This is a genomic window from Pseudomonas sp. F-14 TE3623, assembly GCF_053629015.1.
In genome coordinates this window covers 4,950,804-4,965,663 of record NZ_JBRJHM010000001.1, presented here as the reverse complement: position 1 = coordinate 4,965,663, position 14,860 = coordinate 4,950,804, and the positions used below count along the sequence as shown (strand labels likewise).

Annotated in this window: 12 protein-coding genes; 10 read left to right on the top strand and 2 right to left on the bottom strand. The window is 60.0% G+C overall.

Features of this window, described 5'->3' with window-relative positions:
- Window positions 1-13 precede the first annotated feature (13 nt).
- Both AB7M29_RS23180 and AB7M29_RS23175 read right to left on the bottom strand, forming a co-directional pair.
- A complete protein-coding gene (locus AB7M29_RS23180) occupies window positions 14-625 on the bottom strand; it encodes a glutathione S-transferase (RefSeq protein ID WP_454248066.1) in 612 nt (203 codons plus the stop codon).
- 76 nt (window positions 626-701) lie between these two features.
- Window positions 702-1,622, bottom strand: a complete 921-nt coding sequence (locus AB7M29_RS23175; protein ID WP_454248065.1) for a MurR/RpiR family transcriptional regulator — start codon at window positions 1,620-1,622, stop codon at window positions 702-704.
- Between the two features lie 310 nt (window positions 1,623-1,932).
- Here AB7M29_RS23175 and AB7M29_RS23170 point away from each other — a divergent pair, with 310 nt between their 5' ends.
- The 10 genes from AB7M29_RS23170 (at window position 1,933) to AB7M29_RS23125 (ending at window position 14,805) form a co-directional block, all read left to right on the top strand.
- Complete coding sequence (locus tag AB7M29_RS23170) at window positions 1,933-3,870, top strand: bifunctional 5-dehydro-2-deoxygluconokinase/5-dehydro-2-deoxyphosphogluconate aldolase (RefSeq protein WP_454248064.1); 1,938 nt, start codon at window positions 1,933-1,935, stop codon at window positions 3,868-3,870.
- Between the two features lie 176 nt (window positions 3,871-4,046).
- The gene (gene iolE, locus AB7M29_RS23165) at window positions 4,047-4,940 is read left to right on the top strand and encodes a myo-inosose-2 dehydratase (RefSeq protein WP_201060779.1); all 894 of its coding nucleotides are present in this window, start codon (window positions 4,047-4,049) and stop codon (window positions 4,938-4,940) included.
- Window positions 4,937-5,746 carry a 5-deoxy-glucuronate isomerase gene (gene iolB, locus AB7M29_RS23160; RefSeq protein WP_454248063.1) on the top strand — a complete coding sequence of 270 codons (810 nt, stop codon included), beginning with the start codon at window positions 4,937-4,939 and terminating at the stop codon, window positions 5,744-5,746. Before iolE ends, iolB begins: the two co-directional genes overlap by 4 nt.
- A 44-nt stretch (window positions 5,747-5,790) precedes the next feature.
- Window positions 5,791-7,293 (top strand): CoA-acylating methylmalonate-semialdehyde dehydrogenase, encoded by a 1,503-nt coding sequence (locus AB7M29_RS23155; protein ID WP_217858485.1) that lies wholly within the window; start codon window positions 5,791-5,793, stop codon window positions 7,291-7,293.
- A gap of 26 nt (window positions 7,294-7,319) precedes the next feature.
- Window positions 7,320-8,141: a TIM barrel protein gene (locus AB7M29_RS23150; RefSeq protein ID WP_217858486.1), complete on the top strand. Its 822-nt coding sequence runs from the start codon at window positions 7,320-7,322 to the stop codon at window positions 8,139-8,141.
- 167 nt (window positions 8,142-8,308) lie between these two features.
- A complete protein-coding gene (iolD, locus tag AB7M29_RS23145; RefSeq protein ID WP_217858487.1) occupies window positions 8,309-10,240 on the top strand; it encodes a 3D-(3,5/4)-trihydroxycyclohexane-1,2-dione acylhydrolase (decyclizing) in 1,932 nt (643 codons plus the stop codon).
- A 31-nt stretch (window positions 10,241-10,271) separates the two neighbouring features.
- Window positions 10,272-11,297, top strand: a complete 1,026-nt coding sequence (locus tag AB7M29_RS23140; RefSeq protein ID WP_217858488.1) for a Gfo/Idh/MocA family protein — start codon at window positions 10,272-10,274, stop codon at window positions 11,295-11,297.
- A 146-nt stretch (window positions 11,298-11,443) separates the two neighbouring features.
- Entirely contained in the window at window positions 11,444-12,304 is an 861-nt protein-coding gene (locus AB7M29_RS23135) for a sugar phosphate isomerase/epimerase family protein (protein WP_063343275.1), read from the top strand.
- Between the two features lie 154 nt (window positions 12,305-12,458).
- Complete coding sequence (locus AB7M29_RS23130; RefSeq protein ID WP_454248062.1) at window positions 12,459-13,511, top strand: Gfo/Idh/MocA family protein; 1,053 nt, start codon at window positions 12,459-12,461, stop codon at window positions 13,509-13,511.
- 367 nt (window positions 13,512-13,878) lie between these two features.
- On the top strand, window positions 13,879-14,805 hold the full coding sequence (locus AB7M29_RS23125) for a sugar ABC transporter substrate-binding protein (RefSeq protein ID WP_048397052.1): 927 nt from the start codon (window positions 13,879-13,881) through the stop codon (window positions 14,803-14,805).
- The last annotated feature ends 55 nt before the right edge of the window (window positions 14,806-14,860 follow it).

The following is a 14,860-nucleotide window of genomic DNA, read 5'->3' as shown; positions in this document are numbered from 1 at the left end:
CGATCGTTGTGGCTCAGTTAATCGGCGTACCGACAAACACCTCAAGCCCCTCGGCATACTCTGTGAACGCGCTGATCCGCGGAAACTGCGCGGCCTGCACCTGATCCGGTACCACCAGGTTGGTAAAGCTCCAGGCCACCGCCAGGGTAATCCCGTCTTGCGCAATCGAACCGTCGGTCTTCAGCGGCTGTTTTTCCAACTCCCGCTCCAGCGCCGAATACGCCGCGGCCAATTGCCCTTCGACCCGGTCCACCCAGGGCGCGTATTGAATCTCCGCTGGCCGCAGGTTGCGTTCGTAGTAAAGCTGCACCGATTTTTCGCACGCTGCCAACGCCAGGCCGATCAGCCGTAGCGAGCGCAAGCGTTGATCCGGATCGTTGGGTATCAGGCTTTTACCCGGCGCGGCCAGAGTCTCCAGGTAGTCGATGATCAGCGTCGAATCCATCAACACCTCGCCATTATCCAGCACCAGTGTCGGGGCCTTCACCACCGGGTTGATTTGCTGGAATTGCTCGAAGTTTCTGAACACCGAAACCGACTCGTGCTCCAGCGGTATGCCCAGGCATTTGGCGGAAATGGCGACGCGTCGCACGTAGGGCGAATCCAGCATGCCGATCAGTTTCATTGAGCCTTTCCTTCAGACGGTCCTTGGGGGATGGACAACCTTAGCTGAGGTTCAGCGACCTGCAAACGGCCTCGCGCTAATCCTCAAAGCCTGCCTGTTCATGAATCTCATCGACCTTCAATTCCAGTCGATAAGCCACTGCGATAAACAGCGCCTGGCACAGGCACAAGGTCGCACTCAGCGAGCGGAAGGCAAACGAGCTGCCTTCGTTGACCAGCAGCACGGTGTTGGCGCGTTTGGCCAACGGCGAGAGGTTGCTGTCGGTGATGATCAGGGTTTTCGCCTGATTGTGCTGGGCAATACGCAGGCAGTGCTGGGTTTCCTTGCCGTAGGGCGTGAAGCTGATGGCGATCACCAGGTCATTGGCGCGCACGCTGCGCATCTGCTCGCGGTAACTGCCGCCGAGGCCCGACACCAGGTGGATGCGCTTATTGGTGTGTTGCAGGTTGTAGACCAGGTAATCAGCCACCGCGAACGAGCGGCGCACCCCCACCACGTAGATGTTATCGGCATTCACCACCAGGTCCACGGCTTTGTCGAAGGCCTGGTCATCGAGTTCCAGCCCCAGCCGTTCAATGCCAGACAGGGTGGCGTTGATGCATTCGCGCGCCAGATCGCCGCCACTGGCCTTCTGGGACTTGTTGGCGATCATGCTGCGGATGCGTTGCTGGTAGTTCTGCACCGGCGTGGTTTTGTGGGTGTAGGCCTCGCGGAACAGCGCCTGCATTTCGCTGAAACCACTGAAGCCGAAACGCTGGGAAAACCTCACGATGGCCGACGGGTGCACTTCGCATTCGCGGGCGATATCGCTAATGCGGTCGACCATGATCCGGTCGCTCTGCTGGCTCATGTAGCTGGCGATGCGTTTGAGCTGGCGCGGCAGGCTTTCATATTCATCGGTGATCAGCTGCAACAAACGCTCGGCATTGATCGGAGGGCTGGCGAGATCGCTATCGGGCGTGCTCTCGGTCGTAGCCGGCTGATCGGTGCGGGACATAAGGAATCCTTCTGGCTTGTGCTTATAGAGATGACAGGCAGGTCATCCCCTGACAATAGGTTGGCTGTGCGCAGTCTACAGGGTAGGCCGGAATAAAATCTTGAGCTTGCGGCCGTCATCGGGTCTGCTGAAACGATGCACCGTGTCTGGAGCGCTTGTGTAGAAGTTTATTGGAAAAAATATTCCACGTAAAAAATATTTAGAATAATTATTGATTGTTCGGTCCCGGTCGTTTTAGTCTGCATCCACCAAGAGTGTTCGGCGCCTTCATCGCCCCGAACGCAGGCTGATAAAAATAACAGGAGCCAGCATGGGCCAGACTCGTTTTGCCAGTGGGCGTCAATTGGATCTGATTTGCCTGGGGCGCCTAGGCGTCGACCTCTATGCGCAGCAAGTCGGGGCGCGGCTGGAGGATGTGAGCAGCTTCGCCAAATACCTCGGCGGTTCGTCCGCCAACATCGCTTTCGGCACCGCTCGGCTGGGTCTGAAGTCGGCGATGCTGAGCCGGGTAGGGGACGACCACATGGGCCGCTTCCTCGTTGAATCTCTGACCCGCGAAGGTTGCGACGTCAGCGGTATCAAGGCCGATCCGGAACGCCTGACCGCCATGGTCCTGCTGGGCCTCAAGGACCGCGAAACCTTTCCTTTGGTGTTCTACCGCGAAAACTGCGCCGACATGGCGTTGCGCGCCGAAGACATCAACGAAGCCTTTATCGCCTCCAGCAAAGCCCTGCTGATCACCGGCACCCATTTCTCCACCGACGGCGTCTACAAGGCGAGCATCCAGGCGCTGGACTATGCCGAGAAGCACAACGTCAAACGGGTGCTGGACATCGATTATCGCCCGGTGCTCTGGGGCCTGGCCGGCAAGGCGGACGGCGAAACCCGGTTCGTCGCTGATCAGAACGTCAGCCAGCACGTGCAGAAAATTCTTTCGCGTTTCGACCTGATCGTTGGCACTGAAGAAGAGTTTTTGATTGCCGGCGGTTCCGAGGATTTGCTCACCGCGCTGCGCAATGTTCGGCAACTGAGCGCGGCGACATTGGTGGTCAAGCTCGGCCCGCAAGGCTGCACGGTGATTCACGGGGTGATTCCGGCGCGTCTTGAAGACGGCGCGATCTATCCCGGCGTGCGCGTCGAGGTGCTGAATGTGCTGGGGGCCGGCGATGCCTTCATGTCGGGTTTCCTCGCCGGTTGGCTGGAGGATGCGAGCGACGAGCGCTGCTGCCAGTTGGCCAATGCCTGCGGCGGTCTGGTGGTGTCACGCCATGCCTGCGCCCCGGCCATGCCGACCCGCGCCGAACTCGACTATCTGTTTAACAGTCCGGTGCCGATTACCCGGCCGGACCAGGACGCCGTGTTGCAGCGCCTGCATCAGGTCAGCGTGCCACGTAAACAGTGGAAGCAGCTGTTCATCTTCGCCTTCGATCATCGCGGGCAATTGGTGGAGCTGGCCCACAAGGGCGGGCGCGATCTGAATGCTATCGGCGAACTCAAACAACTCTTTATCAAAGCCGTGGAGCGGGTCGAAACGGATTTGCGTGAGCAGGGCGTCGAGGCTGATGTCGGCTTGTTGGCCGATCAACGCTTCGGTCAGGACTCGCTGAACGCTGCCACCGGTCGCGGCTGGTGGGTGGCACGGCCGGTGGAAGTGCAGGGCTCGCGGCCATTGGCGTTCGAACACGGTCGTTCGATTGGCAGCAACCTGATCGCCTGGCCGCAAGAACAAATCATCAAATGCCTGGTGCAATTCCACCCCGACGACGAGCCGTTGCTGCGTCTGGAGCAGGAAGCACAGATCAAGGGTTTGTATCAGGCCTCCCAGGTCAGCGGTCATGAACTGCTGCTGGAAATCATTCCGCCCAAGGATCACCCGTCGACGCATCCGGACGTGCTGTATCGCGCGTTGAAACGCCTCTACAACCTGGGCATTTACCCGGCGTGGTGGAAGATCGAAGCGCAAAGCGCCGAGGAATGGAAACAACTCGACGAGCTGATTCAGGAACGCGATCCGTATTGCCGTGGCGTGGTGCTGTTGGGCCTGAATGCGCCAGCGGCGGCCTTGGCCGAAGGGTTTCAGCAGGCCAGCCAGAGCCAGACCTGCCGAGGTTTCGCCGTAGGCCGGACGATTTTCCAGGAGCCGAGCCGCGCGTGGTTGGCCGGTGAAATCGACGACGAAACGCTGATCCGCCAGGTGCAGGGCACGTTCGTCGAACTGATCGACGCCTGGCGCACGGCCCGGGCCTGATGAGTTAACGCAACTCCAATGTGGGAGCGGCGGTGCGACGATTCGACTTGCTCGCGAAGACGGCGGCACATTCAACATCGATGTCGCCTGATACACCGCTTTCGCGAGCAAGCCCGCTCCCACAAGGGTTCAGCGTCGTTCTTACTGATTTGTGTAAAACAATAAAAGGTGCAGCCATGCCCGCTATCCGAATTGGCATCAACCCGATCTCCTGGAGCAACGACGACTTGCCGTCCCTCGGTGGCGAGACGCCGTTGAGCACCGCCCTCAGCGAAGGCAAGGAAATCGGCTACGAAGGTTTCGAGCTCAACGGTAAATTCCCCAAGGATGCCAAAGGCGTCGGCGACGTGCTGCGGCCTTACGATCTGGCGCTGGTCTCCGGCTGGTATTCCAGCCGTCTGGCCCGCCGTTCCGTGGCCGAGGAAATCGACGCCATCGGCAGCCATGTCGAGCTGCTGGCAAAGAACGGCGCCAAGGTGCTGGTCTATGGCGAAGTCGCTGACTCGATTCAAGGCCAGCGCATTCCGCTGGTCGAGCGCCCACGTTTCCATACCGAGCAGGCGTGGCAGGAATACGCCGACAAACTCACCGAACTGGCACGCTTCACCCTGTCCCAGGGCGTGCGCCTGGCGTATCACCACCACATGGGCGCCTATGTCGAATCCCCGGCCGACATCGACAAACTGATGGCGCTGACCGGCAGTGAAGTCGGCCTGCTGTTCGATTCGGGTCACTGCTACATGGGCGGCGGTGAACCCTTGCAGGTGCTGCGCAAACACATCGAGCGCATCTGCCACGTGCATTTCAAGGACGTGCGCAAACCGGTGGTGCAACTGGCGCGCAACAACCTGTGGAGCTTCCCGGACTGCATCATCAACGGCACGTTCACCGTGCCCGGCGATGGCGACATCGACTTCGGCGCCTTGCTCGACGTCCTGCTGGGCGCCGATTACCACGGCTGGTTGGTGGTCGAGGCCGAGCAGGATCCAGCGGTGGCACCAAGTTACGTCTACGCCAAAAAAGGCTATGACACCTTACGTGCACTGCTCAACGAGAGGACCGCGCGATGAGCCTGTTGGTCAAAAGCAATGCACGCGGGCGAACCATGGTTGAGTTGGGGCAAGGGGAGCTGGAATACGTCGGTTTCGCTGCTTACCGCCTGAGCCTCGGCGAAACCCTGCCAGTCAACGCTGGTGACAAGGAACTGTGCCTGGTGCTGCTCAGCGGCCGGGTCAGCATCAAGGGTGAAGCGCCGGGGCAGGGCGCGTTCGACTGGGACAATATCGGCGATCGCCAATCGGTATTCGAAGACAAATCCCCGTTCGCGGCGTATTTGCCGCCCGGCAGCCAGGCGCAGGTGGTGGCGTTGAGCGATGTGCAAATCGCTGTCTGCGCCGCGCCCGGTTCGACCGCCGAGAACCTCGGTCCACGGCTGATCAAACCCGACAGCATGAAACGCAGCGTGCGCGGCAAGGGCGCCAACACCCGCTATGTCTGCGACATCCTGCCAGACACCGAGCCAGCCCATTCGCTGCTGGTGGTGGAAGTGCGCACGCCGTCCGGGCACTCGTCGAGCTATCCGCCGCACAAGCACGACACCGACGATCTGCCGCACCAGAGCTTTCTCGAAGAAACCTATTACCACCAGATCAACCCGCCCCAGGGCTTCGTGTTCCAGCGGGTCTACACCGACGACCGCAGCATCGACCAGGCCATGGCCGTGGAAAACAGCGACCTGGTGGTCGTGCCCAAGGGCTATCACCCGGTCAGCGTGCCCTACGGCTACGAGTCGTATTACCTGAACGTGATGGCCGGACCGAAACGCGTCTGGCAGTTCCATAACGATCCGCAGCACAGCTGGTTGCTGCATCTCTGAACTAAAAAGCCTGAATTTAAACATTCGAACGGAGAACAAGAACAATGAGTGACGCCCCGGTAATAGGTCATTACATCGACGGTCAGGTGCAGGACAGCGGCAGCGAGCGGTTCAGCAATGTCTTCAACCCGGCCACCGGCAGCGTTCAGGCGCGAGTCGGGCTGGCCAGTCAGAAGACCATAGATGAAGCCGTCGCCTCGGCTTTGAAGGCGTTCCCGGCGTGGTCCGAGCAATCGTCCCTGCGCCGTTCGCGGGTGATGTTCAAGTTCAAGGAACTGCTCGACCGCCATCACAACGAACTGGCGGAAATCATCAGCCGCGAACACGGCAAGGTGTTCTCGGACGCCAAGGGCGAAGTGACGCGCGGCATCGAAATCGTCGAGTACGCCTGCGGTGCGCCGAACCTGCTGAAAACCGAGTTCAGCGACAACATTGGCGGTGGCATTGACAACTGGAACCTGCGCCAGCCGTTGGGCGTTTGTGCCGGCGTAACCCCGTTCAACTTCCCGGTGATGGTGCCGCTGTGGATGATCCCGATCGCGCTGGTCACCGGTAACTGCTTCATCCTCAAACCGTCCGAGCGCGACCCGTCGGCCAGTTTGCTGATGGCGAAATTATTGACCGAAGCCGGGTTGCCGGACGGTGTGTTCAACGTGGTTCAGGGTGACAAGACCGCGGTCGACGCCTTGCTGCAACACCCGGACATCGAGGCGATTTCCTTTGTCGGTTCGACGCCGATTGCCGAGTACATCCACCAGCAAGCGACTTCGCGCGGCAAACGCGTACAGGCGCTGGGCGGGGCGAAGAACCACATGATCGTCATGCCCGATGCCGATCTGGATCAAGCGGCAGATGCATTGATCGGCGCCGCTTACGGCTCGGCCGGTGAGCGCTGCATGGCGATTTCGATTGCCGTGGCGGTTGGTGATGTCGGCGACCAGTTGATTGCCAAACTGCTGCCGCGCATCGATCAACTGAAAGTCGGCAATGGCATGCAGGGCGACAGCGACATGGGGCCGCTGGTGACCGCCGAGCACAAAGCCAAGGTCGAGGGCTTTATCGGCGAAGGCGTGGCCCAGGGCGCGCAGCTGATTGTCGACGGGCGCAACTTCAAGGTGCCGGGCGCCGAGAACGGTTTCTTCGTCGGCGCGACGCTGTTCGATAACGTCACGACCGAGATGAGCATCTACCAGCAAGAGATCTTCGGCCCGGTGCTGGGCATCGTGCGCGTGCCGGATTTCGCCAGCGCCGTGGCGCTGATCAACGCCCATGAGTTCGGCAACGGCGTGTCGTGTTTCACCAGCGACGGCGGCATCGCCCGCTCGTTTGCCCGCAACATCAAGGTCGGCATGGTTGGCATCAACGTACCGATCCCGGTACCGATGGCCTGGCATTCGTTTGGCGGCTGGAAGCGCTCGTTGTTCGGTGATCATCACGCGTACGGCGAAGAAGGCATCCGCTTCTACAGCCGCTATAAAAGCGTGATGCAGCGCTGGCCCGACAGCATCGCCAAGGGCCCTGAATTCAGCATGCCGACAGCCAAATAATTCACTTGTGCGGAGAACAACAAAAAATGAGCAAACCCCTGCGTTTCGCCCTGAACCGTATGGTCGCCCCACGTTTGTCCCTGCCCGCGTTCATCGAGTTGGCGGTGACGCTCAAGGCCGACGCCATCGAGATCCGCAACGACCTCAAGGGCGTCGAGATCGAGGACGGTACCGCGCCCGAACACGTGCGTGAGTTGTGCGCGGCCAAAGGCATCACCGTGCTGTCGATCAACGCGCTGTATCCGTTCGATGTGTGGAATGACGAGCGCCGTGCACACGCCCTGAAGCTCGCCGCTTATGCCCGTGATTGTGGCGCGCAGGGTTTGGTGATGTGCCCGTTGAACGACCGCGCCGATCCACGAACCGAAGCGCAGCGTGCTTCCGGGCTGCGCACGGCGTTGAGTGAACTGGCGCCGATCCTGCGCGATCACGGCATCCTTGGTTTCATCGAGCCGCTGGGTTTCGAAGAATGCTCGCTGCGGCGCAAACGCACCGCGGTCGACGCGATCAAGGCCATCGGTGGGCTGGATGTGTTCCGTCTGGTGCATGACACCTTTCACCATCACCTGGCCAGCGAACATGAATTCTTCCCCGAGCTGACCGGGCTGGTGCACATCTCCGGCGTCGAAGATGCCGAGGCACCGCTGGCGACCATCCGCGACGGCCATCGGGTGCTGGTGGGCGAGGGCGACATCCTCGGCAACGCGGTGCAGATCGAAACCTTGCTCGCTACCGGCTACAGCGGCTACCTGTCGTTCGAACCGTTCGCCGACAGCGTCCATGGCCTGGCGGATATCCAGACGGCGATTGGCGCGAGCATGGAACACCTGCAGAAATCCCTGGCCTGACACTGCTTTTGAACTGATGGAGATCAACTGTGGGAGCGGGCTTGCTCGCGAAAGCGGTGTGTCAGGCGGCTTCAATGTTGAATGTGCCGCCGTCTTCGCGAGCAAGTCGGATCGCCGCACCGCCGCTCCCACATTGATCGGATTTGCATTCACAAAAAGGTGCAAGCATGACCACAACAAGACTGACCATGGCCCAGGCCCTGGTGAAATTCCTCGATAACCAGTACATCGAAGTCGATGGGGTTCAGAGCAAATTCGTCGCCGGGATCTTTACCATTTTCGGCCACGGTAATGTGCTGGGTCTGGGGCAAGCCCTGGAGCAGGACAGCGGCGACCTGATCGTCCATCAGGGCCGCAACGAGCAAGGCATGGCCCACGCCGCCATCGGTTTCGCCAAGCAACACTTGCGGCGCAAGATCTACGCCTGCTCTTCATCGGTGGGCCCGGGTGCGGCGAATATGCTGACCGCTGCCGCGACGGCCACCGCCAACCGTATTCCCTTGCTGCTGTTGCCCGGCGACGTTTATGCGTGCCGCCAACCGGACCCGGTGCTGCAACAGATCGAGCAGTTCCACGACCTGAGCATCAGCACCAACGATGCGTTCAAGGCCGTGAGTAAATATTGGGACCGGATCAACCGTCCCGAGCAACTGATGACCGCGGCGATCCACGCCATGCGCGTGCTCACCGACCCTGCCGAAACCGGTGCGGTGACCCTGGCCTTGCCGCAAGACGTGCAGGCCGAGGCTTACGACTATCCCGATTACTTCCTGCAAAAACGCGTGCACCGCATCGAGCGCCGCCCGGCCACCGAAGCGATGCTCGGTGATGCTGTGGCCCTGTTCAAAGACAAGCGCAAGCCGCTGATCATCTGCGGCGGTGGGGTCAAATACTCGGGCGCCAATGCAGCGTTACAGGCGTTTGCCGAGCGCTTCGATATTCCCTTCGCCGAAACCCAGGCCGGCAAAAGCGCGGTGGTGTCCAGCCATCCGCTGAACGTCGGCGGGATCGGCGAAACCGGTTGCCTGGCGGCGAATCTGTTGGCCAAGGATGCTGATTTGATTATCGGTGTCGGCACTCGCTACAGCGATTTCACCACCGCGTCGAAGTCCTTGTTCAAGCACCCGGAGGTGCAATTTCTCAACCTCAATATCAGCCCCTGCGATGCACTGAAACTCGATGGCGTGCAACTGCTGGCGGACGCCAAAACCGGTTTGAACGCCTTGGCCGATCTGTTGGGCGACTATCGCTCCAGCTGGGGCGATCAAACCCGCCAAGCCAAGGCGCAGCTGGATGAGGAAGTGGATCGCATCTATCAGGTTGAATACCAGGCGAAGGATTTCGTCCCGGAAATCAACGACCACATGGACCCGGCGGTGCTCCGCGAGTTCATCGAGCTGACCGGTTCCTGCCTGACCCAGAGCCGGGTGCTCGGCGTGCTCAATGAAACCCTGGCCGATGACGCCGTGATCGTCGCCGCCGCCGGCAGTTTGCCCGGTGACTTGCAGCGCAGCTGGCGCAGCAAGGGCGTGAACACTTACCACGTCGAGTACGGTTATTCCTGCATGGGTTACGAGGTGAACGCCGCACTGGGCGTGAAGCTCGCCGAGCCTGAGCGCGAGGTCTACGCACTGGTGGGCGACGGCTCCTACATGATGCTGCACTCGGAACTGGCAACCTCGATCCAGGAGCGACGCAAGATCAACGTGGTGCTGCTGGACAACATGACCTTCGGTTGCATCAACAACCTGCAAATGGAACACGGCATGGACAGTTTCGGCACCGAGTTCCGGTTCCGTAATCCGGAAACCGGCAAGCTCGATGGCGGCTTCGTACCGGTGGATTTCGCCATGAGCGCGGCGGCTTATGGCTGCAAGACTTACAAAGTGAACACCGTTGAAGAGTTGCAAGCTGCATTGGCGGACGCGCGGCTGCAGACGGTGTCGACGCTGATCGATATCAAGGTTTTGCCCAAGACGATGATTCACAAATACCTGTCGTGGTGGCGGGTCGGCGTGGCGCAAGTCTCCACCAGCGTCCGCACCGACGCGGTGGCCAAGACCCTCAACGAACGACTGGCCAAGGCCCGTCAATACTGATTGCCCTGAACGAACCCACAGGAGTGTTTATATGTCTTTGCTTTCCAATTCGTTGCGGATCGGCGTTATCGGCACCGGGGCCATCGGCCAGGATCACATCCGTCGTTGCAGCCAGACCTTGCTCAATAGCCAGGTCGTCGCGGTTACCGACATCAATTTGCAGCAAGCGGCCAAGGTCGTTTCCGATCTGAAACTGACTGCCGAGGTCTATCCTGACGGTCATGCGCTGATCAAGGCACCGGAAGTCGACGCGATCCTCGTGACCTCCTGGGGCCCGAGCCACGAAGAATTTGTGCTGGCGGCGATTGCCGCCGGCAAACCGGTGTTTTGCGAGAAGCCGCTGGCGGTCACCGCCGAAGGCTGCCGCAAGATCGTCGAGGCCGAAGTGGCCCACGGCAAACGGCTGGTGCAGGTCGGTTTCATGCGCCCATACGATGAAGGTTATCGGGCGTTGAAAGCCGTGATCGACAGCGGCCAGATCGGCGAACCGTTGATGCTGCATTGCGCCCACCGCAACCCGACCGTGGGCGAAAACTACAAGACCGACATGGCGATCACCGACACGCTGATCCATGAACTGGACGTGTTGCGCTGGTTGCTCGACGACGATTATGTGTCGGTGCAAGTGGTGTTCCCGCGCAAGACCAGCAAGGCCCACGCCCATTTGAAAGACCCGCAGATCGTGCTGCTGGAAACCGCCAAGGGCACGCGCATCGATGTGGAAGTGTTCGTCAACTGCCAGTACGGCTACGACATCCAGTGCGAAGTGGTGGGGGAGACCGGCATCGCCAAACTGCCGGAACCGTCGCAGGTTCAATTGCGCAGCGGGGCGAAGCTGTCCAATGCGATTCTGATGGACTGGAAGGACCGCTTCATCGCCGCGTATGACGTCGAGTTGCAGGCGTTCATCGATGGCGTACGGGCCGGGAAGGTGGGCGGGCCGTCGGCGTGGGATGGTTTCGCGGCCGCCGTGGCTGCGGATGCATGCGTCGAGGCGCAGAACAGCGGCCAGATCGTCAAAGTCAGCCTGCCAGACCGCCCCCGCTTCTACGGCTAACTACAAATCCAATGTGGGAGCGGGCTTGCTCGCGAAGGCGGAGTGTCAGACAACATCCTTGTCGACTGAAAGACCGCTTTCGCGAGCAAGCCCGCTCACACAGGGTTGGTGTCTGGGTTCAGACCCTGGTTAAGGAGAACAAAAAAATGCGCATCGCACTAGACCCCTACATGTACCGCAACCTGTCCCTGGGCAAGATGGTCGACAAGGTTGCCGAGCTCGGTTACGAACACATCGAGCTGTCGCCCCGGGAAGATTTCCTGCCGTTCTATAAAGCCCCGCGGGTCGACAAGGCGCGGATCAAGGAGTTTCGCAAAGCCCTGAGCGACACCGGGGTCAAACTCTCTTCCTTATTACCGATGTACCACTGGGCCGCCGCCGATGAAGGTTTGCGTGTGGCCGCCGTGCGTAACTGGAAGCGCGCGATCCAGATTGCCGTGGAGATGGACTGCGAGCTGGTCAACACCGAGTTCACCGGCCAGTCGGACAACCCGCTGGTGTGCGAAAACCAGTTCATGCGCTCCATGGACGAGCTAATCCCCGAGTTCGAACGCGAAGGCATCAAGCTCGACATCCAGGCCCACCCTTATGATTTCTGCGAGCGCAATAACGAGTCCGTGGACATCATTCGCGGACTGGACCGTGACTGGATCAACTACCTCTACGCCGCGCCGCACACATTTTTCTATGACGACGGTGTCGGTGATATCGCCTCGATGCTCAAGTACGCCGGCTCAAAGCTGAGCCACCTGATCATCGCCGACACCTACAACCACAAGGCATCCTCGGGCTTGCGCTACATCGTCAACCCGCCGGGCGTCACCGCCACCGTGCACCAGCATCTGGACATCGGCCAGGGCGAGGTCGACTGGGAAGCGTTTTTCAGCACGTTGCGCGAGATCAAGTTCGATGGGATCGCGACCGTCTCGGTATTCGCCTGGGAAGACCGGCCGGACGAGTCCAACCGCATGATGCTCGAACGCGTGACCCGCGAACTCTGCCAATAACCGCGGCATACACAAAACCTTGTGGGAGCGGGCTTGCTCGCGAAGACGGTGGCACATTCAACATTGATGTCGCCTGACACACCGCTTTCGCGAGCAAGCCCGCTCCCACAAGGTCCGTGTACATCCGGTAACTAACTATAAGGAGAATGTTTTCATGCGTATCGGACTTGTCGGTTACGGCCATGGCGGCCGGTTTTTCCATGCTCCGCTGATCAGCAGTTTGCCGGCGGCGACTTTCGTGGGCGTGGTCACCCGTTCTGCCGAGCGCCGACAAATGCTGGCGGCGGAACATCCCGGTGTGCCTGCCTTCGACAGCATCGGCCAACTGGTCGAAGCCGGGGTCGATGTGTTGGTGATTTCCACACCGCTCAAAGGTCTCCCGGCGCTGGTGCTCGATGCCATCGAACACGAGGTGGCGGTGGTCAGCGACAAGCCGTTCGCTGCTGATGCGCAACAGGCGCAAACCCTGATCACCATGGCCGAGCGCCAGGGCGTGCAACTGAGCGTCTACCAGAACCGGCGTTGGGATTCGGACTTTCTCACCGTGCGCAAACTCATCGAGTCCGGTGCGCTGGGGCAGGTCACCCGTTTCGAATCGCGGATCGAGCGCTATTCGCCGCAGTCGGTGAACAACGGCAGCGGCGGCGGTTTCCTGCGCGATCTGGGCAGCCATCTGGTGGATCAGGCGCTCTTATTGTTCGGCCCCGTCACCCGGGTTTACGCCGAACTGGATTACCTCGAAAAAGGGCAACCCTTCGACAACGGCTTCTTTATATCCCTGACCCATGCCAACGGCGTGATCTCGCACCTGGGCGGCAGTTGCCTGCAAAACACCCCCGGCCCGCGCTTTCGCGTGACCGGCACCCAAGGCTGCTACAGCGTCGACGGTCTGGATGGGCAGGAGGCGTCGACCCTTGCCGGGCTCACACCGAAATCCGAAGGCGAACGCTGGGGTGTTGAAGAGCATCGGCGTTGGGGCTGGTTTGAGCAGGGCGAGGTGCGTGAGCGGGTGCCGTCCGAGCGTGGCTGCTGGAATCAATTCTATCTACAGCTACAAACCGCGTTACAGAGCGGTGGCCCACTGCCGGTCGACGCCCGTGATGCACTGGCGACCACCCGCGTACTAGACGCTGCGCGGCTAAGTTTCGAGCGGCATCAAGTGGTAGCACTGAGCCCGTTCGAGAGTCATGGAATAAAATCAGAATAAAATTCTAAAATGAGTTGATATAGAAATTATTTTCCAATAAAGTCATTTCCAGGTTGCCGACTATCAACGTCCGATCACGCTCAAGCAGGCCTTGAACGAGTGAAGGACGCACCAAAAACAAGAAACAAAAGCCAGGTACCGTCGATGAAAACCTTCAACTCTGCTCTGCATGCTTTACGTTCCTCGCTGCACCTCTCTCGCGACCTGCCTCGCGTCTCGTTCCATTCCTTCTTTCGCTTGCTTTGCGTCGAACGCAACGGCGCCCTGGTCTGCTGTATTCCGGGGGCACCGATTGTCCGCTTGCCCACTCACTGAAATCGTCACGCCTTATCCATAAAACCAACAAGAATGTGGAGAAAGACTTTTCATGAAGACCAAGATCCGTTTCGCCTCACTGGCCTTGTCCCTGATGTTCGCCAGCGGCGCCGCACTCGCTGACATGAAGATTGGCGTCAGCATGTCGCAGTTCGATGACACCTGGCTGACCTACCTGCGTGAATCCATGGACACCAAGGCCAAGTCCTATCCCGATGGCGTCAAGCTGCAGTTCGAAGACGCCCGCAGCGACGTGGTCAGGCAGCTGAGCCAGGTAGAAAGCTTCATCAGTCAGAAGGTCGACGCCATTGTGGTCAACCCGGTGGATACCGCCGCCACCAAAAAAATCACTGAAGCAGCAGTCAAGGCCGGTATTCCGCTGGTGTACGTCAATCGTCGTCCCGATGACCTGAACCTGCCCAAAGGCGTGGTCACTGTCGCCTCCAACGATCTGGAGGCCGGCCAGATGCAGATGCAGTACCTGGCCGAAAAAATGGGCGGCAAGGGCGACATCGTGATTCTGCTTGGTGATTTGGCCAACAACTCCACCACCAACCGCACCAAGGGCGTAAAAGAGGTGCTGACCAAGTACCCGAACATCAAGATCGAGCAAGAACAGTCCGGTATCTGGTCGCGGGACAAGGGCATGACCCTGGTCAACGACTGGCTGACCCAGGGCCGCAAATTCGACGCGGTCGTCTCTAACAACGACGAGATGGCGATTGGCGCGGCAATGGCCCTGCAACAGGCTGGCGTCGCCAAAGGCAGTGTGCTGATCGCCGGTGTCGACGGTACGCCCGACGGTTTGAACGCGGTGAAGAAGGGCTCTCTGCTGGTCTCGGTGTTCCAGGATGCCAAGGGGCAGGCGGACGGATCGATCGACACGGCGGTGAAAATGGCCAAGAACGAACCGGTCGAGTCGGCCGTGTGGGTGCCGTATCGCTTGATCACGCTGCAAAACGTCGACACCTTCAAATAGCCCGTCCGTTCGATAACAACAATAAGCACGCAAGGTTGCGACGCGACCTTGCTGA

What these genes read in the sequence shown, in the direction of transcription:
- AB7M29_RS23125 (WP_048397052.1), top strand. Translation starts at nt 13,879, where the DNA reads ATGAAGACCAAGATCCGTTTCGCCTCACTGGCCTTGTCCCTGATGTTC.
- AB7M29_RS23135 (WP_063343275.1), top strand. Translation starts at nt 11,444, where the DNA reads ATGCGCATCGCACTAGACCCCTACATGTACCGCAACCTGTCCCTGGGC.
- AB7M29_RS23175 (WP_454248065.1), bottom strand. Translation starts at nt 1,622, where the DNA reads ATGTCCCGCACCGATCAGCCGGCTACGACCGAGAGCACGCCCGATAGC.
- AB7M29_RS23170 (WP_454248064.1), top strand. Translation starts at nt 1,933, where the DNA reads ATGGGCCAGACTCGTTTTGCCAGTGGGCGTCAATTGGATCTGATTTGC.
- iolB (WP_454248063.1), top strand. Translation starts at nt 4,937, where the DNA reads ATGAGCCTGTTGGTCAAAAGCAATGCACGCGGGCGAACCATGGTTGAG.
- AB7M29_RS23180 (WP_454248066.1), bottom strand. Translation starts at nt 625, where the DNA reads ATGAAACTGATCGGCATGCTGGATTCGCCCTACGTGCGACGCGTCGCC.
- iolE (WP_201060779.1), top strand. Translation starts at nt 4,047, where the DNA reads ATGCCCGCTATCCGAATTGGCATCAACCCGATCTCCTGGAGCAACGAC.
- AB7M29_RS23140 (WP_217858488.1), top strand. Translation starts at nt 10,272, where the DNA reads ATGTCTTTGCTTTCCAATTCGTTGCGGATCGGCGTTATCGGCACCGGG.
- iolD (WP_217858487.1), top strand. Translation starts at nt 8,309, where the DNA reads ATGACCACAACAAGACTGACCATGGCCCAGGCCCTGGTGAAATTCCTC.
- AB7M29_RS23130 (WP_454248062.1), top strand. Translation starts at nt 12,459, where the DNA reads ATGCGTATCGGACTTGTCGGTTACGGCCATGGCGGCCGGTTTTTCCAT.
- AB7M29_RS23150 (WP_217858486.1), top strand. Translation starts at nt 7,320, where the DNA reads ATGAGCAAACCCCTGCGTTTCGCCCTGAACCGTATGGTCGCCCCACGT.
- AB7M29_RS23155 (WP_217858485.1), top strand. Translation starts at nt 5,791, where the DNA reads ATGAGTGACGCCCCGGTAATAGGTCATTACATCGACGGTCAGGTGCAG.